Here is a 20,542-nt window from a genome sequence, read left to right as displayed (position 1 = left end):
TGGCGGTCTCTCCCCCATGGGTACGGAGGCGGCGCGTGGATCACTCAACGCGGCAGCGAGAAAATCGGGAATCTTTTGGCGCTCGGGATTCTTCGGCCGGCTACAGATGCGCGGCGGCGGCCCGCCGGCGGTGCCGGGCCACACGCTCGCGGTTGCCGCACAGTTCGCTGGAGCACCAGCGGCGGCGCTGCCCGCGTGAGGTGTCCAGATACACCCGGCCGCAGTTGTCGCCCTCGCACTGGCGCAGCCGGGCGCGGGCCGCCGGGTCGGTCAGCAGCTCCACGGCGTCACGGGCGACGGCCGCGAGCAGCGCCCGGCAGTCGGGCGCGGCCCACATGGCCCGTACGAGCGAGCCGTCCGCGCCGGGCACGGCGCGGACGGCGGGCGGCGGGGCGGCGGCGAACGCGTTCACCCGCTCCAGGGCGGCCTCGGCGCGCCGTCCCTCGATCTGGGCGCGGACCACCTGGGCCACACAGTCGCGGAGTTCGGCGAAGCGGGCGGCCCAGCGGGAGTCCACCCCGGGCAGCGGGGTCCCGGCCGGCACCAGCCCGGCGCCGACCAGCCAGCGGGCGAGCACCCCCGGCTCGGCGAGCGGCTCACGCCCGGCATGGGCCGCCTCCGAGGACGCCACGAGGTCCAGACAGATGCGCCCGGAGTCAAACCTCCACTCGTACGAGGACGAGGACGAGCTCCGGGACCTTGCCGTCGCGCCTGCCATGCCGGCCGTGCGTGCCATGCGCCTGTCACCGCCTAGGGGTCACCGCCGGCCGGCGTCTCCGTCGGCCGTTCTCACCAGAGTGCCCCGCCGCGCCTGCCGCCGAAAGCCCTCCTCGCTTACCGCGGGGTGACGCCTCCGCCTCACCGCAGGGTGACGTTCGGCGCGATGTCCTCATGCCTCGGCTCGGCGGTGCGCTGCTTGGCGGCGGGCGCGGCCTGCTTGCCGCAGAAGGCGGCCTCCAGAGTGCGCGCCATGGTGCCCAGCACGGCCCCGTTGTTGGAGGTGTTGGCCATCGCCGTCAGACTGCGCTTTCCGTCCTTCGTGGTGAAGGCGTAGGTGTAGTAGCCCTGCATGGTGCCGGTGTGGCCGTAGACGGAGACCCCGCAGGACAGATCCCGGCGGCGGAGCCCGAGGCCGTACCCCTGGGTGCTGTTGACCGGCGTCCACTGCTGCATCTGCTTCAGCGACTCGGCGGTCAGCAGCCGGCCGTCGAAGAGCCCGGAGAAGAAGGTGTTCAGATCGCGGGTGCTGGAGATCATCGCGCCGGCGCTCTGCGCCCAGGAGGCCGTCTGGTGCGTGGCGTCGGCGGCCGGCTTGGCAGGGTCGTCGTCCGGGAGGTAACCGCGGGTGTAGCGGCCGGGGATGCGGGTGCCCGGGTGGACGTACTTGGTGTCACGCAAGCCCAGCGGCCGGATGATCCGGTCGCGGTACTCGACGGCGAGCGAGCGGCCGGAGACCTTCTCGATGAGCATGCCGACGACGACGAAGTTGGTGTTGGAGTAACGGTACGGCCCGCCGGGCTCGCCGTTCAGGGGCCGCTCCAGCGAGAGGTCGACCAGCTCCTGGAGGGTGAAGACCTTGTTCCGTACGGACTCGAAGCCGGGGACGGTCTGGGCGAACATGTCGTTGGTGTAGTCGTACAGGCCGCTGCGGTGGCTGAGCACATGACGGACCGTGATCCGGTCGTCGGGCAGCAGTCCGGGCAGATAGTCGTTGACGGAGGCGTCGAGGTCGACCTTCCCCTCGTCGACGAGCTGGAGGAGGACGACGGCGGAGAAGGACTTGGTGACGCTGCCGACGCGGAAGCGGTCCTCGGTGCTCAGCGCCCGCCCGGTGGCCTTGTCGGCGACGCCCTTGGAGAGCCGGTAGACGGCGCTGTCGTCGTCGATTCTGGCCATCGCGCCCGGGGCGTTCTGGTCCAGCGCGGTGCTCAGCACCCCGGACAGCGCGGTGAGATCGGGGGGCGTCTCGGCGTCGCCCGCGGCCTGTGCGGGGACGGCCGTGAGGGTCAGCAGGACGGCGCTGAGCGCCGCGCCCGCCCCGAGTGTGACTGCCGTGCGGGACGCGCTGGCAAGCATATGTGGTTCTCCCCTGTGGTCATGGGTGCGCTTCTGGTCGAGCGCGCCTCATCCGTATACGCGCAACGCGTGTGACAGGTTGCGCCTCACGGGGAGTTCACACGGAAATGGCGGAAACCGTGCGCCAGAGGGGTGCTAAGAGGCTGGTGTGCCTGCGTAGGCGCCGTCGGCATAGTCGCCGTCGCCGTATTTGGCGTCGCCGTATTTGCCGTCCGACACCGGGTCAAGGGACAGCCGGTAGCCCCGCTTGACGACCGTCTGGATGAGCTTGGGTGCGCCCAGAGCCGTACGGAGCCGGGCCATCGCCGTCTCCACGGCGTGTTCGTCGCGCCCCGCGCCCGGCAGCGCGCGGAGCAGGTCGGCGCGCGAGACCACCCAGCCGGGCCGCCGGGCGAGCGCGCGCAGCAGCGCCATTCCGGCGGGCGGGACGGGCCGCAGCTCGTCGTCGACCAGGACGGCATGGCCGCGGATCTCCACCCGGCGGCCTGCGATGGGCAGGGCTCGGGCGCGTGCGGGCAGTTCGACGCCGATGAGCTGGACGAGCGGCCCGAGCCGGAAGCGCTGCGGCTGCACCGTGTCCACGCCGCGCGCCTGCAGCGGCAGCGCGGTGACCGGCCCCACGCAGGCCGCGAGGACGTCGTGGTCCAGGGCGTCGAGCAGTTCATGCAGCTGGCCGCGTTCGTCGGCGCGGGAGAGCAGGGAGGCCGCGGCGGGTGCGCTGGTGAAGGCGATGGCGTCCAGCGACCCGGTGAGGGCGGCGTCCAGCAGCCGGTCCAGCGGTGCGAGGTCCTGCGGCGGCATCCACCGGTAGACGGGTATGAGGACGACGTCCGCGCCGCCGGCCCGCAGCGACTCCACAAAGCCGGGCAGCGGCTCACCGTGCAGCTGCAGGGCGATCCGCCGGCCCGACACTCCTTCGGAGAGCAGCCGATCAAGCACTTCCGCCATGGATTCGGAAGCTGGAGACCAGTGTTCGGTCAGTCCTGCGGCGCGTATCGCTCCTTTGACCTTCGGTCCGCGGGCGAGCAGCTCCACGGTGCGCAGCCGGTCGAGGAGCGCTTCGCCATGACCCCAGCCGTCGGCCGCCTCCACCCACCCGCGGAAGCCGATGGCGGTGGTGGCGACGACGACGTCCGGGGCGTGGTCGATCAGCTCTTTGGTGGCGGCGAGGAGTTCGGTGTCGTCGGCGAGCGGGACTATGCGCAGGGCGGGGGCATGGACGACGGAGGCGCCGCGCCTGAGCAGCAGCGCGCCGAGTTCGTCGGCGCGCCGGGCGGCGGTGACTCCGACGGTGAACCCCGCGAGGGGGCCTGGCTGGCGGTCGTCTTGCATCGTGTTCGTCCCCACGTGTGCGGATGGGTCGACCGAGCCTGTCAAGCGTGCGTGACAGGCTCGGTTCACCCGTATTTCCCTGCGGTTACGGAGTGCTGCGAGCGGGCAGCGATCACACCCTGGCGTAGCTGAGCTGCGGCTCCGTCTCGGACGGGGCCTCGGAACCGGTCCCGGCGGGGGCCTGGACTGCGGCCGGACGGCGAAGGTATACCGCCCAGGTGACGACGGAGCACACCGCGTAGAAGCCCAGGAAGGCGGCGAAGGCGGCGGTTCCGGTGCCGCCGGTGAGGAAGGACTGGCGGAAGGCGAGGTTGATGCCGAGTCCGCCGAGGGCGCCCGCGGCGCCGATGAGCCCCATCGACGCCCCGGAGAGCCGGCGTCCGTGCGCCGCGGCCGCCTCGCCCGTCAGGCCCTTGGCCAGTGCCTTGGTCTGGAAGATGCCCGGGATCATCTTGTAGGTGGAGCCGTTGCCGATGCCGGTCAGCACGAACAGCGCGATAAAGCCGGCAAGGAAGACGGGAAGCGACTCGCTCACCGAGGCGGTGACGACGACGCCGGTGGCCGCGGCCATCAGCAGGAAGTTCCACAGCGTGACGCGCGCGCCGCCGAGGCGGTCGGCGAGCAGTCCGCCGATCGGCCGGATCAGCGAGCCGAGGAGCGGCCCGATGAAGGTGAGCGAGGCGGCCTGCAGGGGGGTGCGGCCGAACTGCGTGGTCAGGACGAGGCCGAAGGCGAAGCTGTAGCCGATGAACGAGCCGAAGGTGCCGATGTAGAGGAACGACATGATCCAGGTGTGTGCGTCGCGGGCGGCCTCCTTGGCGGCCCCGGTGTCGTTCTTGACCGGCGCGAGGTTGTCCATGAACAGCGCGGCGCAGACGGCGGAGAGGATGACCAGCGGGATGTAGACGCCGAGCACGATGCGCGGGTTGGTCGCGCCCGCCGTGCTGATGACCAGCAGGCCGATCAGCTGCACCACGGCCACGCCGATGTTGCCGCCGCCCGCGTTGACGCCGAGCGCCCAGCCCTTCTTGCGCAGCGGGAAGAAGGAGTTGATGTTGGTCATGGAGGAGGCGAAGTTGCCGCCTCCGACGCCGGTGAGGACCGCCACCGCCATAAACGTGCTGTACGAGGTGCCCGGCTCCATCACCGCGTAGGCGGCGATCGTCGGCGCGAGGAGCATCAGCGCGCTGAAGACCGTCCAGTTGCGGCCCCCGAAGCGGGCGACGGCGAACGCGTACGGCACACGGATCAGCGCGCCGACGAGGGTGCCGACGGCGATCAGGAAGAACTTGCCAGCCGGGTCGATCCCGTACTCCGGTCCCATAAACAGGACCATCACGGACCACAGGCTCCACACGCAGAACCCGATGTGCTCACTGAGCACGGAGAAGATGAGATTGCGGCGGGCGATGCGCTCGCCCTTCTCCCGCCAGAAGGTCTCGTCCTCCGGGTCCCACTGCTCAATCCACCGGCCAGCCATCACACGCCTCCACGGGTGTCGGATCGTGGCAACGACGCTAGAAACGGCTCGTTTCAGCGCCGTGCCAGGAGGTGACCGGTCTGAAACCTTGCTCTCACCCTGCGGACGACGCGTCTGTGAGCCCAGGGCCGGGCGGTGCGCCCAGCACCTCCGCATCCTCCCGGGGCACCCAGTCCGCGTCCCGTCTGACCAGCCAGTTTCCGGCGGCGGCCAGCTCGGCGGCAGCGGTGCGGAGCGCGTCGACGCCGGGGTGACGCAGACCACGCCGCCAGACGAGGGAGACGGGGGACAGCGGCACGGGGTCGGCAAGCGGCCGCAGCACCGTGCCCGGGATGGCCGAATAGCCGATCACCGCGAGCACGGGGTGGCCTGTTTTCGCCGTCATCCGCCGGAACTCGTCGACGCCCACCGCGAGCGGTGCGGGCGGCGCGAGCCGGATGCCCCGGCCGTCGAAGATTGGACCGATGGCGTGATGCCGACTGAGCGGGCGTGGAAATTTCCGGTTTGCGAAAGGGCCCCTGACCGATTGCGTCTCCGCAGGTCAGAGGCCCTTTTAGGGATGGTGGAGATGGCGGGAATCGAACCCGCGTCCAACGGTGCGGAACCAGGGCTTCTCCGTGTGCAGTCCGCTGCGATTTTCTCGGCCCCGGAGATCACGCGAACAAGTCTCCGACGGGCTCAGTCACTGTTTGGTTTCCCTCTACGCCCCGTGACCGGGCTTAGAGGTTTAGTCCCCTAGCTGATGCCAGGATCCGGGTCGGGAACAGCCCCGGGCTGACACTTCGCAGGTCGCTACTTAGGCAGCGAGGGCGAAGGAATCGCGCTTGGTGTTGGCGATTATTGGTTGCGACATATGGTTTACGAGATCATTGCCGCTTCCTCGACACGCTTCCCCTGCTTCGACATCCGCTGTCGAAACCGATCATCCCCATGTGCATTTTTCAAGGTGTGCACCTGCTGTGAGGTGCAGGTGTCATCGTACGTGACCAACGCCTGCGGATGCCAGCCTATTCCCGCTGACGGCGACAGGCGTCAGGCCCGGGGCCCGCCGGCGGCAGGTGTCTAGGCCCGCTGGCGGCGGCGGGCCGCCGAGATCGCGCGTTCGGCCTCGCGGCGGTCCTGCTTCTCGCGGAGCGTCTGGCGCTTGTCGTACTCCTTCTTGCCCTTCGCCAGGGCGATCTCGACCTTCGCCCGGCCGTCCTTGAAGTACAGGGCGAGCGGCACGATCGTGTGGCCCGTCTCCTGTGACTTGGACTCCAGCTTGTCGATCTCGGCGCGGTGCATCAGCAGCTTCCGCTTGCGCCGCGCGCTGTGGTTGGTCCAGGTGCCCTGGCTGTACTCCGGGACGTGGACGTTGTGCAGCCATGCCTCATGGCCGTCGATCTGGACGAACCCGTCCGCCAGCGAGGCCCGCCCCTGACGCAGCGACTTCACCTCGGTGCCCGTCAGCACGAGACCGCACTCGTAGGTGTCGAGGATGTGGTAGTCGTGCCGCGCCTTCTTGTTCTGCGCGATCAGCTTGCGCCCTTTTTCCTTTGCCATAGTGCCGTCATTTTCGCACTACGAGCCGCCCCCGAGGCCACTCAATACTGCGCGGGCCCGCTCCTCGGCCTCCTCGGTGGCGATCAGGTCCGGGGTGATGCCCTGGCCGTCGACGCTCTGGCCGGCCGGAGTGCGGTAGTGGCCGACGGTCAGCTCGGCGACGGAGCCGTCCGGCAGCTCGCTGGGCATCTGCACCGAGCCCTTGCCGAAGGTCTGCGAGCCGACGGCGACAGCGCGGCCGCGGTCGCGCAGCGCGCCGGTGAGGAGCTCGGCCGCGCTCATGGTGCCGCCGTCGATGAGGATGACCAGCGGCCGGTCGACATCGCCGCCGTGCTCTGCGTACAGGGACCGCTGCTCTCCATGGACGTCGTAGGTGGCGACCAGGCCGCCGTCGAGGAAGGCGGACGCGGCTATGACGGCCTCGGAGACCAGCCCGCCCTGGTTGCCGCGCAGGTCGAGCAGGATTCCGGCGTCCTCGGGGGCGTCGCGGACGGCCTGGCGAACCTGCTCGCCCGAGCCCTTCGTGAAGGAGGAGACCTTGATCCGTACGAGACCGTCCGCACCGTATGCGTCCGCCGTCCGCTCGACGGTGACGGTCTGAGTGGTCAGCCGGGCGCGCTGTATGGTCTCCGTCCAGCTCCGGCCGTCCCGCTCCAGACCGAGGGCGACGGAGGTGCGGTCGCCGCCGCGCAGCAGGGCCGTGACCTCGGTGACGGGCCGCTCGGCGACGGGACGGCCGTCCACGGCGAGCAGCTGGTCGCCAGCTCTGACGCCGGCCTTGTCCGCGGGGCCGCCGGGCCGCACCTTGGCGATCTCGATGCCGCCGTCGCGGGTGCGTCTCGCCCGCAGCCCGACGCCGGTGTACTCGCCGTCGAGGGCCTTGGCGAACTCCTCGTACTCCCGTTTGTCGTACACCGCGCCCCAGCGGTCGCCGCTGCGGCTGACGACCTCCTCGGCGGCCTTCACGCCGGACTTGCCGTCGGCCATCGCCTCCGCGGCGGCGCGCGCCACCTCCTCGCGGTCGAGATGCCCGACGGCCTCCCGGGCGCCGGGGGCGGACGGGCCTGCGGCGGAGGACGGGCGGGACGGGCCAGACGGCGGCGACGCGTCCTCGCGGGGCAGCGCGTTGGTCGCGGCCGCCGTGGCGAGGACTCCCGCGAACACCAACGTCAAGGCCGCCCCGCGGCCGATGCGGCGGGGCCGAATGCTGAACTCCAGGCCCGGCATGGCGTTGAGTCTAGGACAAGCGAAAGGCGCCGTACGGCCGTTGGCCGTACGACGCCAGGGGCGCTTGTCACACCTTGAGGTACTTGCGCAATGCGATGGCAGCCGCAAGGGCGGGCATCAGCAGGCCGATGACCAGCACCAGCGGCAGCACCGCCAGCACCGCGTCCCAGCCGATGAAGTTCACCAGCTGCATCTTCTCGGAGAGTGCCAGACCGCCGTCGATCAGGAAATACCTGCCGGCCAGCAGCAGTACGGAGGCGACGACTCCGCCGAGCAGGCCCGCGAACGCGGCCTCCATGATGAACGGCATCTGGATATAGAAGCTGGAGGCGCCGACCAGCCTCATGATGCCGGTTTCACGGCGACGGCTGAACGCCGAGACACGCACGGTGTTGACGATCAGCATCAGGGCGATCACCAGCATCAGGCCCATCACGAACAGCGCCGCGACGTTCATGCCCTTCATCAGGTTGAAGAGGTTCTCCAGGATGCCGCGTTGGTCGACGACCGACTGCACACCGTCCCGGCCGGCCACGGCCGTTGCCACGACCTTGTACTTCTCCGGGTCCGTCAGCTTGACCCGGAACGACTCCTGCATCTGGTCCGGGGTGATCGTCGACGCGATGGGAGTGTCGCCGTACTGCTCCCGGTAGTGCTTGTACGCCTCCTCGGCCGACTCGTGGTGGACGGACTCGACGATGCTCATCTTCTTGAGGTCGTCTTCGATCTGCTTCTTCTGCTCCGCGGTGACGGCGCCCTTGGAGCACTTGTCCGAGGTGGCCGCGTCGTTCTTGTTGCAGAGGAAGATGGAGACGTTGACCTTGTCGTACCAGTAGTCCTTCATCGTGCTGACCTGCTCGCGCATGAGCAGCGCACCGCCGAAGAGGGCGAGCGACAGGGCCACGGAGACGATGACGGCGAAGGTCATCGTGAGATTGCGGCGGAGACCGACGCCGATCTCCGACAGGACGAACTGGGCGCGCATGGCGTCCTTTCAGTGCTGGTAGCCGTAGACGCCGCGTGCCTGGTCGCGTACGAGACGGCCCTTTTCGAGCTCGATCACACGCTTGCGCATCTGGTCGACGATGTTCTGGTCGTGGGTCGCCATCACCACGGTGGTGCCGGTGCGGTTGATGCGGTCCAGCAGCTTCATGATGCCGACGGAGGTCTGCGGGTCCAGGTTGCCGGTCGGCTCGTCCGCGATCAGCAGCATGGGGCGGTTGACAAAGGCACGGGCGATCGCGACGCGCTGCTGCTCACCGCCGGAGAGCTCGCCGGGCATCCGGCCCTCCTTGCCGCCGAGGCCGACGAGGTCGAGGACCTGGGGGACGGCCTTGCGGATCTCGCCGCGGGGCTTGCCGATGACCTCCTGGGCGAAGGCCACGTTCTCCGCGACGGTCTTGTTGGGCAGGAGACGGAAGTCCTGGAAGACCGTGCCCAGCTGGCGGCGCATATGCGGCACCTTCCAGTTGGACAGCCGGGCGAGGTCCTTGCCCAGTACATGGACCTGCCCGTGACTGGCGCGCTCCTCGCGGAGGATGAGGCGCAGAAAGGTCGACTTTCCGGAACCGGACGATCCCACGAGGAAGACGAACTCCCCCTTCTCGATCTCAAGGGAGACATCGCGCAGAGCGGGACGGTTCTGCTTGGGATAGCTCTTGGAGACGCTGTCGAAACGGATCACAGTGCACCACGCGGTCAGCCGGGAGGAAGTAGGTGAGCGTGAGATTACGCGACACGGACAGGCGTGCGCAGTCAGCGCCCCCGGTTGCGCCTTTTGTCTGGGTGTGAGAATGGACCGATCCGGCGGGACGCGCCGAAAACCGCGCGAGCTGGCACAGTGGGAGGGGAACACCGTGGAACACCCGGGAACCGTCGCGTTTCCCCGGGCGTTGGCGGGAAGAAGTGTGCTTGAGGTCCGCGCCAGCGGCCGGGCGGGCACGCGGGAGGAGGAAAGCGCATGACCTATGACCGACTGGTATGCGCGAACTGTGCGGCTCCGGTGACCGAGGGTCGCTGCCCGGTCTGCCGGGCAAACCGCGAGCGGCTGCAGCAGGGCCCCTTCGGCGGACTGAGCCCGGCGGCGCTGTTGACGCTGCTGGTGCTGCTGATCGCGGCGGCGGGGCTGCTGGCCGCTCACCAGACCGCGTAATCGCTCATACGTGCGCAAGGGCCCGGGGCTGATTCGGATCAGCCCCGGGCCCTTGCGCACTGTGCACCCGTAAGGCGCTGCGCACTGGATCAGGCAGCGGTACGGCCGCCGGCGACGAGGCGCGGCAGCATACGGAAGCCAACCCCACCAGCGATCATGGTCGCGGCGCCGACCAGCAGGAACGTGGTCTCGGCGGCGCCGGTCTCGGCCAGCTCCTCCTTGGCCTCACCCTGCTGCACCGGCTTCGAGCCGACGCTGTTCGTGCCCGGGGTGTTGCTGTCGGAGCACTCCGCGCCGTCCAGGTCGACGGTGCAGGTGGTAGCGCCGCCGCCGTGGGTGTCCTCACCGCTGCCGCCACCGGAGGCGCTGGTGCCGCCGTTGTTGGCGGAGCCACCGTTGTTGGCGGAACCGCCGTTGTTGGCGTTGTCGTTGCCGCCGTTGTTGCCGGTGCCGCCGTTGTTGGCGGAGCCCTCAGAGGAGGAGCCTTCCGAGGTGTTGCCCTCGGAGGTGTTGCCCTCGGAGGTGTTGCCCTCAGAGGTGTTCCCCTCCGACGTGTTGCCCTCCGAGGTGCCGCCCTCAGAGGTGTTCCCCTCCGACGTACCACCCTCGGAGGTGTTGCCCTCAGAGGTGTTCCCTTCCGAGGCGTTCCCCTCGGACGTGTTCCCCTCCGCGGCACCGCCCTCCGAGGTGTTGCCCTCAGAGGTGTTGCCCTCGGACGTGTTCCCTTCCGAGGCGTTCCCCTCAGAGGTGTTCCCCTCCGAGGTGCCGCCCTCGGAGGTGTTCCCCTCCGACGTGTTGCCCTCAGAGGTGTTGCCCTCAGAGGTGCCGCCGCTGTCGACACCGCCGGCCGGGTTGTCGTCGTCCGGGTTCGTCTCGGCGGCGACGGTGACCTCGGCGTTCAGGCCTCCCAGGCCCGCCTCGTCGTCCACGGCCTGGGCGACACCCGCGGCGGTGAGCGATGCGCCGGCCGCGATCACCGCGCCGGCCGCGATACGCGCAACGCGGATCCGCGTCTTCTTCGTCATGTAGCTGCTACCCCCAGTAGCTGTACTCGTCATAGGACAGCGTCCAGGGCAGCGGACACCGAAGGTCGTTCACTGCGCCCCCCGTGTCACACGCGCCCCGAGTTACGCATGTCGCGCGTCAGCTTTCCCAGTTTTCGCACAAGCGTCAAGGCGGTTGCGCGTGCGATGTCCGAAATGGCATTGCTTGCCTGACCTGCACGGATGCAACTGTGACATAAAACAGAACTGCCGCCCTTCAGGCGGCAGTTCCCTTGTCGACAAAGCGAGTTTTCATTTGCCCGGGCGCTTGCGTCAGCGAATTCCGGTATGTGGCAGCAGCCGGATTACTTCTCCTGCTCCTGCTGCTTGCGCCAGCGGATGCCGGCCTCCAGGAAGCCGTCGATGTCGCCGTCCAGGACGGACTGGGGGTTGCCGACCTCGAACTCCGTACGCAGGTCCTTGACCATCTGGTACGGGTGGAGGACGTAGGAACGCATCTGGTTGCCCCAGGAGCTGCCGCCGTCGCCCTTGAGGGCGTCCATCTTGGCGCGCTCCTCCTGGCGCTGGCGCTCCAGGAGTCGGGCCTGGAGGACGCGGAGGGCCGAGGCCTTGTTCTGGATCTGGGACTTCTCGTTCTGGCAGGAGACGACGACGCCCGTGGGGATATGCGTGATGCGCACCGCGGAGTCGGTGGTGTTGACCGACTGGCCGCCGGGGCCGGAGGAGCGGTACACGTCGATGCGGAGATCGTTCTCCGGGATCTCGATGTGGTCGGTCTGCTCGACGACCGGCAGCACCTCGACGCCCGCGAAGGACGTCTGGCGGCGGCCCTGGTTGTCGAACGGCGAGATGCGGACCAGGCGGTGCGTGCCCTGCTCGACGGAGAGTGTGCCGTAGGCGTACGGGGCGTGCACGACGAAGGTGGTCGACTTGATGCCGGCCTCCTCCGCGTACGACGTCTCGTAGATCTCGGTCTTGTAGCCGTGGTTTTCCGCCCAGCGCAGATACATGCGCTGGAGGCGCTCGGCAAAGTCGGAGGCGTCGACGCCGCCGGCCTCCGCGCGGATGGTGACGAGGGCCTCGCGCTCGTCGTACTCGCCGGAGAGCAGGGTGCGGACCTCCAGCTCGTCCAGCGCCTTGCGCACATCGGCGAGCTCCGCCTCGGCCTCGGCCATGGTGTCCGGGTCGTCCTCGGCCTCGGCGAGCTCGAAGAGCACCTCAAGGTCGTCGATCCGGGCGCGCAGCGCCTCGGTCCTGCGGACCTCGGACTGGAGGTGCGAAAGCCTGCTGGTGATCTTCTGCGCCGCCTCCGGGTCGTCCCACAGGGACGGTGCGGCCGCCTGCTCCTCGAGCACGGCGATGTCTGCCCTCATCTTCTCGAGGTCCAGGACGGCCTCGATCGACCGCATGGTCGAGGAGAGGGACTTCAGCTCTTCGGATACATCGACGACTGCCACGGGTCCAGCGTAACGGCTGCCTGAGACACTCCTGCCTTCAGGCGGTGTCCGGCGGACCTCTTCCCTCCCCCGCCCCTCCCCGAACCGGGGCTCCGCCCCCGGACCCCCGCTCCTCAAACTCCCCCAGACTCCCGTCCCAGGCCCCCACGGAGGCACCCCAGCCGAGGCTGGATTTCCGGCCCTTGCGCCTCAAGCGCCAGCGGGGCTGGATTTCTGGCTCTCGCGCCTCAAGCGCCGGCGAGGCTGAGTCTCCGGCTCTCGCGCCTCAAACGCCAGCGGGGCTGAGTCTCCGGCTCTCGCGCCTCAAACGCCGGCGCGGCTGAGTGTGCGCTGCCAACGCCGGCGGGCTGGGATTTGGCGCAGCCAAATCAAGCCCGTTGGGGGCACCTCCCGGACGAAGTCTGGGGGAGATTGAGGACACGGCCGAAGGCCGTACGGGGGTCTGGGGGCCTGCCCCAGTTACGGGAAGGGGCGGGGTAGGGGAAAAGCCGACGGCACCGCGGTCCCCCTCGCGCTGCCTAGGGCTCGGCCGTGGCCGGGGGACGGGAGTCCTCTGGCGGCTGGTCTCCGTCGTCCCCGCTGGTGACGAGCCAGCCGCCGACGCCGGCCGCGGTAGCCAGGAGCACCCCTGCGGCGCCGAGCGTGAGGCGGCGCTTGCGCACCGCTTCGGCCTTGTGACGGGCGGAGCCGGGGCGGTGCCGCCCGGGGACGCGGGGGGCGCGGGCCGTGCCGCGCGCCCCGCCTGCCAGTTCGTCCGGGCCGGGCACGCGCATGGACGTGTGGGTGTCCCGGTTGGAGTCGGCGGGCGCCGCGCCGGGCACCAGCGGGACCGCGCCGCGGCGGCGGGGCGCGTCGGAGCCTTCCGGCGCGCCGGTCTGCTCGTACTGCTCCGAGGGCGACTGCGCCTCGGGCTCGTCCGGCTCGTCGACGTCCAGCGGCGCCATGCCCGCCACCAGCGGCAGCAGGTCGTGCAGCCGGGCGGCCAGCTCGGAGGCGCGCAGCCGGGAGGCGGGGGCCTTGGCCAGGCACTGCACGAGCAGCTGCCACAGCTCGTCGGGGATGCCGGGCAGCGGCACCACGGTCTCGGTGACATGGCGGCGCAGCACCGCGCCGGGGTGGCCGCCGCCGAAGGGGGTGAAGCCCGCGAGGAGTTCGTACAGGACGGTCGCGAGGGCGTAGATGTCGACCGAGGCGCGCGGCGGCAGGCCCTCGACGATCTCGGGGGCGATGTAGTCGGGGGTGCCGATGATCCCCGAGGCGTTCGGGGAGTGCGGGCCCGCGGGACGCGCCTTGATCCGCCGGGGGGTGTCGATCAGCTTGGCCACGCCGAAGTCGGTGAGCAGCGCGGGGTGCGCGCCGCCGGGGCCGAGCGGGCCCTCCATGTCGAGGAGGATGTTCTCCGGCTTGACGTCGCGGTGGACGACTCCGGCCGCATGAGCGGCGGCGAGGCCCTCGGCGACGTCCGCGGCGATCGCCACGGCCGCCGCGGGCGCGAGCCTGCGCTCCCGGTCGAGCCGGGTGCGCAGATCGGTGCCGCGGACGAGGTCCATGACGAGCGCGAGGTCCTCGCCGTCCACGACGAGGTCGCGTACGCCGACGACGCGTGGATGGTCCAGCCCGAGCAGGGCCGTGCGCTCCTGTACGAAGCGGCCGACGAGCTCCTGGTCGCTGGCGAGGTCCTCGCGCAGCAGTTTGATGGCGACGGGCCCTTCCGGCCCCTCTCCGAGCCACACCGTGCCCGCGCTGCCCCGCCCCAGGATCTGCTGGGCCGTGTACCGGCTGCCGATATTCCGTGCCAAGACTGCTCCCTCAGCGCTGGCGATGCCCCACGCCCCCGTCCGCCTTGACGCCTAAACGTACGCGGGAGAGAAGGCTACTGTCCGGTTCCCGTGCCGGTGCTCGCGCCGGGGTCGGAGCCGCCGAGGTCCGAGACCCAGTCGGTGACGGTGCTGACGGCGTCGCCGATGGCGTCCCAATAGCCCTTGCCCTGGGCGACCCAGTCCTGGAGCGGGGTCAGCTCCCAGATGAGCCAGCCCGCGATGACGAACAGGACGATCGTGAAGAGACAGCCCTTGAGGCAGCCGAGGCCGGGGATGCGCATGGGGTTGGCGCTGCGGCGACGCGGCTCTCTGGGCTGCATCGGCTCCCTCGGGGGCCGGGGAGCGGGCTGCTGGCGCTGCTGGGGCTGGGGCGGCGGCTGCGGAGGCGCGTACTGCTGTTGCTGCGGCTGTGGCGGCGGCGGGGCGTACTGCTGCTGCGGGGGCGGAGGCGTCTGGCGCTGGGGACGGCGCTGCGGCTGACGCTGTGGCTGCTGGTACGGCTGGGGAGCCTGCTGCTGTTGGTACGGCTGTGAAGGCTGGGGCTGCGGAGGCTGCTGCGGCCGGCGCGCGGGGCGGCGGCGCAGCGGGTCCTCGCTCGGGTCGAGGTACTGGATCTGCGTCTGCTCGTTGCGGTCGCGCGCCGCCTGGAGCTGGGACTGCCAGGGGTGCGGCTCCTCGGGCCGCCCGGAGTCGCCCGGCGCTCCGGGAACGCCCTCGGGGCGCGGCGGCACGGGCGGCATGACGGCGGTCGGATCGGCGCCGGGCACTCCCGCGCCGGGTGTGCCGGGCCCGCCGGGTGTGCCAGGCGCACCGGGCACGCCAGTCTGCGGGAGCACGCTGGTCGCCGCCGCCGGGTCGTACGACGGTGCGGACGCGCCGCCGCTCGGCAGCACCTGTGTGGGGTCGGCGGCCCCCGGGGCGTCGGGCACCTGCGCGGGGGCGGGATCGGGCGCGAGCAGGGCGCCCACGCCCTCCGCCGCCTCGATCTGCGCGGGCGTGGAGTGCACGCCGACGCCCTCGGCGACGGTGCGCAGGGCGCGGGCCAGGTTCTCAGCGCTCGGCCGCTCGCCCGGCTCCTTGCGCAGACAGCGCTCGATGACCGTCCACAGGGGGTCCGGGACGGTGGAGGGGCGGCGCGGCTCCTCGCTCAGATGGCGGTGGAGCACCTCAAGGGCGGTTCCGCCCGCGAACGGGGGCCGCCCGGTGACCAGCTCGTAGATCAGGATGCCCGCGCCGTAGATGTCGACGGCGGAGGTCTGCGGGCGGCCTTCGGCCGACTCGGGGGCGACGTACGCGGGCGTGCCGACGAACTCGTGCGTACGGGTCAGTCCCGGGGAGTCCGCGAGGCGCGCGATGCCGAAGTCGGTGAGCATCGGGTGCATCCGGCCGTCGCGCTCCGCGAGCAGGACGTTCGCGGGCTTGAGGTCGCGGTGGACCACGCCGTCGGCGTGGCTGGCGGCGAGCGCGTCGGCGACCTGCGCCGTGAGGAGGCACGCCGCGACCGGGGTGAAGGGCCCGTTTTCACGGAGGTACCGGTGCAGGTCGGGGCCCTCGATCAGGTCCATGACGAGGGCGAGCAGATCGCCCTCGACGACGAGGTCGCGGGTGCGGACGACATTGGGGTGGGTCAGCCGGAGCAGCACGGAGCGCTCCCGCAGGAACCGCATGACGACGTCCGCGTCGTTGGCGAGCTCCTCCTTCAGGACCTTGATCGCGACGGTCTCGCCGGGCTGGCCCGGAACGGCCGCCTCAGTGCCCGCGGTCTCCCGCTGGCGGGCTCGCCAGACGGTGCCCGTGGCGCCGCGGCCGAGCGGCTCCTCGAGCAGGTATTTGCTGCCTACCGGCCGCACGTCATGCGCTCCCTGCTGATCGTGGTCCTTGCGTGGCCCGGATGCGTCCGGGTGTCCGACCCACTTTAAGGCCGCCCGGCGCGCCGCCGGGGCGCCCAACCGTCGACGATCTTGCCGTTGGCTGGGCCCCGGCGCATCTCCAGCGCACCCCCGGACCGCTCCGGACCGCGCCGGAGATCCCCGGAGGCTCCCGGAAACGCCGGAGATCCCATCGAGCCTCGTGAAGGCGTTCGCCGGGAAGACGCGCAAACCGGGCGGAAGGTTGCCGGACGTCCTCCCAACAGACGCCTGCCAGGCACTTTCGCGACGGGAGACGATCGTTCAAGATCGCTTCTGACCGGGGTGCGGGCGGATTGTCAGAGGCAGGTGCGAGGATGCACTCAGCACGGAGCGGTGAGGGAGGGAGCCTCGCGGCGCGTGCCGACCTGCCGGGTGGGGGATCACAGGGCGGCTCCCCTGCCGGGCACCCCGCGCAGAAGGGATTGCTCAGGGCGATGCAGATCCGGCTGACCGTCTTCGCGCCGCGCAGCGGGCAGTCCGCGGCGTCCGCCGCCTCATCCGCGGCGCCCTCGGCCTCCCCGAGCCCCTCGCCTTCCCCGGCCTCCTCGCCCGTGCCCCCCGCGGCGACCGCGGGGCGGGCCTGCGATGTGCTGGTCACCGCACCCGCGGGCACCCCCCTGGCGGCGGTGGCGTCCGGGCTCGCATCGGCGGTCTGCGGCCCGGAGGCGCCCGGCTCGACCGTGCTGTACGCGGGCGGGGAGCGGCTGGACGCCCACCGCCGGGTGCTGGGCGAGCCGCCGCTGATCGACGGCGCGGTGCTGCGGCTCCAGTCCCCGGGGGAGGACGAGACGGTGTCCGCCGACGCCTCGGCGCGGTTCCAGCAGCTCCATGTGGTCGCGGGGCCGGACGCGGGCGGGGTGCATCTGCTGCACGGCGGCCGGATCTCGATCGGCCGCTCGGCGGACGCGGACGTCGCGCTGAACGACCCGGACGTGTCCCGGCTGCACTGCGCCGTCACCGTCGACGGGGACGGCCGGGTCACGGTGGAGGACCTCGGCTCGACGAACGGCACGACACTGGACGGCGTCCCGGTCGGCCCCTCCCCCGTAAGCCTCCCGGCGGGCTCCCTCCTCCGGGCCGGCGAGTCCACGCTGCGGCTCGCCCCGCCCACCGGCACGCCCCCGCTGCCGACAGCCTCCGACGGAGAGGGCCGGCTCCGGGTGCGGACCGGCAGCGCGGGCAGCGCGGGGACCGTCGACCGCCCCGCGGGGGGTGAGGCGGACGGCGGTGCGGCCGGCCCGCGGGCGGCCTCCGCACCGCACGGCTCCGGACAGGCCCCGGCGCCCGCGGCCGCGCCGCCGCATGGCCGGGTGCCGGGCCAGGCGCGCGGCGAGTCTTCAGAGACGCTGTACGCGTACGGGGACGACGCGCCGCCCGCACATGAGCAGACCGCGCCCGAGCAGGCCGTACCCGAGCGGGCTCCTCACCAGCGCTGGTCCGCCCACGATCGGGGCGGCCACCGGGCGGCCGCGCCTGAGCACGCCTCCCACGACCCGGCCACAGCCGAGTCGGCTCTCCAACAGCAGCGGGCCGGCGATCAGGAGAGGGCCGGCCATGAGCAGAGCGGCCACCGGCCGGCCGCCTCTGAGCACGCCCCCCGCGACGCGGCCACACCCGAGCAGGCGCCGCGCGGGCAGCGGGCCGGCCAGGGGCAGGGAGCCGACCGCGGGCAGGACGGCCGGCCGCAGGCCACACCCGAGCACGCCGCCCATGAACCGGCCGCAGCCGGGCGGCCCCCACACGAGCAGCGGGCCGACCGCAAGCAGGGCCGTCAACGGCCGGTCGCACCGCAGCACGCACCCCATGAGCCGGGCGCGCCCGAGGCGACCGTGCATGAGCGGGGTCCCGAGCAGTCGCCCCACGCCCTCGGCGACGCACCGGACGCGCCGGGGACGCCCGACGCTCCGCGGGCGCACAGCAGGCGGCAGGCGACCCCGCCGCGCGGCACCCGGCTGCCCGCGGCGAGCGGACCGGCCCGCAGGCGCGGCATAGGCGCATGGGCGCGGCGGCTGACCGGCGCCAGGAATGAGCCGGCCCGGGCGCGCCCGCAGCAGGCCGAGCCGCCCGCCGCACCGTCCGCACCCGCCGTGGAGCGCTGGCCCGACCCGGCCGCGGTGCTGCTCGCCGCCCTCGGACCGGGGCCGCGCCTGTGGGAGCGGGACGCGGGACACCCGGAGGCCATGGTGCTCAGGCTCGGCACCGCCGACCGCGCCGAACTGCCGTCGGTGCCGGTGACGGTGAGTCTGCGCGAGGCGGGTTCGCTCGGCCTCGCGGGCCCGCGGGCCCGGCTGTCCGGGCTCGCCCGCTGGGTCCTGGCCCAGCTCGCGGCGCTGCACCCGCCGACGGACCTGGAGATCGTGCTGATCAGTGCGGACCGGGCGAGGAGCCTTCAGGAGCGCAGGGCGGAGTGGGCCTGGCTCGGCTGGCTGCCGCAGCTGCAGCCGGGGCACGGCCAGGACTGCCGGCTGCTGCTCGCCTACGACCGGGAGCAGGCGGCGGCGCGCGCCGCGGAGCTGACGCGCCGTCTGGACGAGGGGCCGCTGGGCCCTGCCTGGGCGAGCGCCGATCGGCAGGCCGTCGCCGAGGCGGCCGCCCGGCACACGGGCCCGCGCACGGTGGTCGTCGTCGACGGCGACCCCGGCACGGCCGCGCTGCGCGAGACCGCCGCCCGGCTGGCCGCGGCCGGAGCGGCCGCCGGCATCCATCTGGTCACGCTGGCCGAGACGGCGGCCGCGTCGCCCGCCTCGCCGGTGGCGGTGACGTACGAGAGCGCGTGCGCGCTGTCCCGCCCGTTCCGCGAGTGCGGGGCCGTCGGGCTGCTGAGCGGGGATGTCGCCACGGCGCTCCGGGTGATGCGCACGGCCGGCGGACAGCCCGCCGGGCACGGCACGGTGGGCACGGTGGACGCGGTCTCGCCGGCCTGGGCGGAGCGGTTCGCCCGGGCGCTGGCCCCGCTGCGCACGGAGGGCGCGGCCGTCCGGCCGGGGCGTGCCGCGCCGTTGCCCCGGTCCGCACGGCTGCTGGACGAGCTGGGGCTGGCCCGTGCCACGCCCGCGTCGCTGCTGGCGCGCTGGGCCGCCGCGACGCATCCCGGGGGCGACGCGACGGCCGTCCTCGGCGCGGGCCCGCATGGCCCGCTCGCCGTGGACCTGACCGCGGAGGGCCCGCATCTGCTGATCGAGGGGCCCGCGGGCAGCGGCCGCACCGAGCTGCTGCGCTCCCTGGCCGCCTCGCTCGCGGCGGGTGACCGCCCCGACCGGCTGGCGCTGCTGCTGGTCGACGGCGCGGGCGCGGGTGCGGGCGGGGTCAGCGGTGGCGCGCCGGGGGCCGGACTGGCCGCCTGTGCCGAACTCCCCCATGTCACGGATCACTTGTCCGCCTCCGATCCGCTGCGTATGCGGGCCTTCGCCCAGGCCCTGGGCGCGGAGCTGAAGCGCCGGGCCGAGTTGCTGGACGGCGTCCCGTTCACCGACTGGCAGATCCGCAATGCGCGGGCCGAGCGGGGCGGCCAGAAGGACGGCACGAGTGCGCGGCAGGAGGCGGCGGAGCGCCTCGCGGGCCGGCGGCGGGCAGCTGAGCCTCCGGCGGCCCGGCACACGGTCCCGCACCAGGCCGACGCACCGCCCGAGTCCCCGCCCAAACCCCCGTCCGAAGCGGCGCCGACCGAAGCGGCGCCGACCGGCGCGGCTGCTTCCGGCGCGGCGCCGTCCGCATCGTCCGAAGCCCCGGGCGGCGCGGCCGACACCCGAGGCGCGGCGACCCCACCGCCCATCGCCCCGCAGCCGGACGCATCAGGCGCCCCGCACCCCCCGCGCCTCCCCCGGCTCATCGTCCTCGTCGACGACTTCGACGCGCTGGTCGCCCCTTCCCTGGGCAGCGCGGGGCGGCCCGCCGCCGGGTCCGTCGTACGGGCGCTGGAGGCCGTGGCGCGAGACGGCGAGCGTCTGGGAGTGCACCTGGTCGCGGCCTCGGCTCGCCCGGACCGCACCGAGGACACCGAGCCGGCGCGCGCGGCGCGGCTGCGCGTCGTGCTGGATCCGCCGCCCTCGCCGACCGGCGCGGGCCCCGACGACCCCGCGCCCGGCCGGGGCAGGCTGGGGCATCCGGACGGCCGGGTGACCCCGTTCCAGAGCGGCCGGGTGACCGGCCGCATCCCCCGTACGGCCACGCTGCGCCCCACGGTCGTCCCGCTCGAATGGGAGCGGATGGGCGATCCCCCCACCCGCCGCCCCGTGCGCGAACTGGGCAATGGGCCAACGGACCTGGCGCTGCTCGCCAGCGCCCTGGAGCGTGCCGCACGCTCCGTGGCAGCGGCCCCCGCGACGCCCCTCGCTCCGGTCAACTCCCCTTGAGCCGTCGTCTAGTTGCCCCCGAGGACCGCGGATCACCGTGCAGCCGGGGGCAGAGCGTCACAAGGGCATCACAGAAGACGGGCTGACGCCTGGCGCGGTATTGCGGCGTGCGACCGGCCGGGCGTACACCTGTCGGTCACGGGACGCGCCGGTTTCGGTCACCAGCACGCTCGACCCGCGAAACGGCGCA

At 72.3% G+C, this 20,542-nt stretch carries 14 protein-coding genes, 1 other RNA gene and 1 pseudogene; 2 read left to right on the top strand and 14 right to left on the bottom strand.

Annotation, left to right across the window (positions count from 1 at the left end; translation table 11 throughout):
• Positions 1 to 100: 100 nt before the first annotated feature.
• The 10 genes and pseudogenes from OF819_RS21375 to ftsE all read right to left on the bottom strand — a co-directional run bounded on the left by OF819_RS21375 (position 101) and on the right by ftsE (position 9,341).
• Positions 101 to 718 carry a CGNR zinc finger domain-containing protein gene (locus tag OF819_RS21375; RefSeq protein WP_267245254.1) on the bottom strand — a complete coding sequence of 206 codons (618 nt, stop codon included), beginning with the start codon at positions 716 to 718 and terminating at the stop codon, positions 101 to 103.
• A gap of 140 nt (positions 719 to 858) precedes the next feature.
• Positions 859 to 2,076: a serine hydrolase domain-containing protein gene (locus OF819_RS21370; protein WP_267245222.1), complete on the bottom strand. Its 1,218-nt coding sequence runs from the start codon at positions 2,074 to 2,076 to the stop codon at positions 859 to 861.
• A gap of 135 nt (positions 2,077 to 2,211) precedes the next feature.
• Positions 2,212 to 3,408, bottom strand: coding sequence for a uroporphyrinogen-III synthase (locus tag OF819_RS21365; protein WP_267245221.1), 1,197 nt, complete (start codon positions 3,406 to 3,408; stop codon positions 2,212 to 2,214).
• A 112-nt stretch (positions 3,409 to 3,520) separates the two neighbouring features.
• A complete protein-coding gene (locus OF819_RS21360; RefSeq protein ID WP_267245220.1) occupies positions 3,521 to 4,888 on the bottom strand; it encodes a nitrate/nitrite transporter in 1,368 nt (455 codons plus the stop codon).
• Positions 4,889 to 4,982: 94 nt separating this feature from the next.
• Positions 4,983 to 5,345: pseudogene (locus OF819_RS21355) on the bottom strand (LysR family transcriptional regulator); the annotation flags it as partial.
• 103 nt (positions 5,346 to 5,448) lie between these two features.
• Positions 5,449 to 5,818, bottom strand: a transfer-messenger RNA (tmRNA) gene (gene ssrA, locus OF819_RS21350).
• A 132-nt stretch (positions 5,819 to 5,950) separates the two neighbouring features.
• Positions 5,951 to 6,430, bottom strand: a complete 480-nt coding sequence (gene smpB, locus OF819_RS21345; RefSeq protein ID WP_267245219.1) for an SsrA-binding protein SmpB — start codon at positions 6,428 to 6,430, stop codon at positions 5,951 to 5,953.
• 18 nt (positions 6,431 to 6,448) lie between these two features.
• The gene (locus OF819_RS21340) at positions 6,449 to 7,657 is read right to left on the bottom strand and encodes a S41 family peptidase (protein WP_267245218.1); all 1,209 of its coding nucleotides are present in this window, start codon (positions 7,655 to 7,657) and stop codon (positions 6,449 to 6,451) included.
• Positions 7,658 to 7,724: 67 nt separating this feature from the next.
• Positions 7,725 to 8,642 (bottom strand): permease-like cell division protein FtsX, encoded by a 918-nt coding sequence (ftsX, locus tag OF819_RS21335; protein ID WP_267245217.1) that lies wholly within the window; start codon positions 8,640 to 8,642, stop codon positions 7,725 to 7,727.
• Between the two features lie 9 nt (positions 8,643 to 8,651).
• On the bottom strand, positions 8,652 to 9,341 hold the full coding sequence (ftsE, locus tag OF819_RS21330; RefSeq protein ID WP_267245216.1) for a cell division ATP-binding protein FtsE: 690 nt from the start codon (positions 9,339 to 9,341) through the stop codon (positions 8,652 to 8,654).
• A gap of 276 nt (positions 9,342 to 9,617) precedes the next feature.
• On the opposite strand from ftsE, the gene OF819_RS21325 reads away from it, so the two are divergent.
• Positions 9,618 to 9,809 (top strand): hypothetical protein, encoded by a 192-nt coding sequence (locus OF819_RS21325; RefSeq protein ID WP_267245215.1) that lies wholly within the window; start codon positions 9,618 to 9,620, stop codon positions 9,807 to 9,809.
• 89 nt (positions 9,810 to 9,898) lie between these two features.
• On the opposite strand, the gene OF819_RS21320 is transcribed toward OF819_RS21325, so the two are convergent.
• From OF819_RS21320 to OF819_RS21305, 4 genes are all read right to left on the bottom strand, one after another.
• Complete coding sequence (locus OF819_RS21320) at positions 9,899 to 10,834, bottom strand: hypothetical protein (RefSeq protein ID WP_267245214.1); 936 nt, start codon at positions 10,832 to 10,834, stop codon at positions 9,899 to 9,901.
• Positions 10,835 to 11,157: 323 nt separating this feature from the next.
• Complete coding sequence (gene prfB / locus OF819_RS21315; protein ID WP_267245213.1) at positions 11,158 to 12,270, bottom strand: peptide chain release factor 2; 1,113 nt, start codon at positions 12,268 to 12,270, stop codon at positions 11,158 to 11,160.
• 518 nt (positions 12,271 to 12,788) lie between these two features.
• Positions 12,789 to 14,069, bottom strand: coding sequence for a serine/threonine-protein kinase (locus OF819_RS21310; protein WP_267245212.1), 1,281 nt, complete (start codon positions 14,067 to 14,069; stop codon positions 12,789 to 12,791).
• Between the two features lie 74 nt (positions 14,070 to 14,143).
• Positions 14,144 to 15,940, bottom strand: a complete 1,797-nt coding sequence (locus tag OF819_RS21305) for a serine/threonine-protein kinase (RefSeq protein WP_267245211.1) — start codon at positions 15,938 to 15,940, stop codon at positions 14,144 to 14,146.
• A gap of 494 nt (positions 15,941 to 16,434) precedes the next feature.
• Here OF819_RS21305 and OF819_RS21300 point away from each other — a divergent pair, with 494 nt between their 5' ends.
• A complete protein-coding gene (locus OF819_RS21300; protein WP_267245210.1) occupies positions 16,435 to 20,352 on the top strand; it encodes an FHA domain-containing protein in 3,918 nt (1,305 codons plus the stop codon).
• Positions 20,353 to 20,542: the final 190 nt, after the last annotated feature.

It is taken from the genome of Streptomyces sp. PR69, from assembly GCF_026420845.1.
Lineage (GTDB): Bacteria > Actinomycetota > Actinomycetes > Streptomycetales > Streptomycetaceae > Streptomyces.
The sequence above is the reverse complement of the archived record's forward strand: the minus strand, read 5'-3'. Positions and strand labels throughout refer to the sequence as shown.